At 50.5% G+C, this 273-nt stretch carries 1 pseudogene; it reads right to left on the minus strand.

What is annotated here, in order from left to right:
* Positions 1–273 (minus strand): annotated as a pseudogene (locus NE619_RS19395) (type IV secretory system conjugative DNA transfer family protein); the annotation flags it as partial.

The following is a 273-nucleotide window of genomic DNA, read 5'->3' on the forward strand; positions in this document are numbered from 1 at the left end:
ACGTGTTGGCCTGCATCAGGTTGGGTTTGCAGAAAAAACGTGTTTTTCCTGCCCCACTCCCTCCCACCACCACGGTAAGTAAGTTTCTCCGATGCTTCCTGCTGTTATAGCTAATACGGACGTTCTGCGTCATCAGCTTATTGGCAGTAAAGGGTTTCTCACAATACTTCTTATTAATCGCCCGCGCCTCGCCCCACTTGGCCGACCCATGTTCTTCGCCTTTGCGGTAATTACGTCTGGTGGAAACATAGATGCCCAGGCCAAACAGGTATG

Source organism: Anaerovorax odorimutans (assembly GCF_024459955.1).
GTDB lineage: Bacteria > Bacillota > Clostridia > Peptostreptococcales > Anaerovoracaceae > Hominibacterium > Hominibacterium odorimutans_A.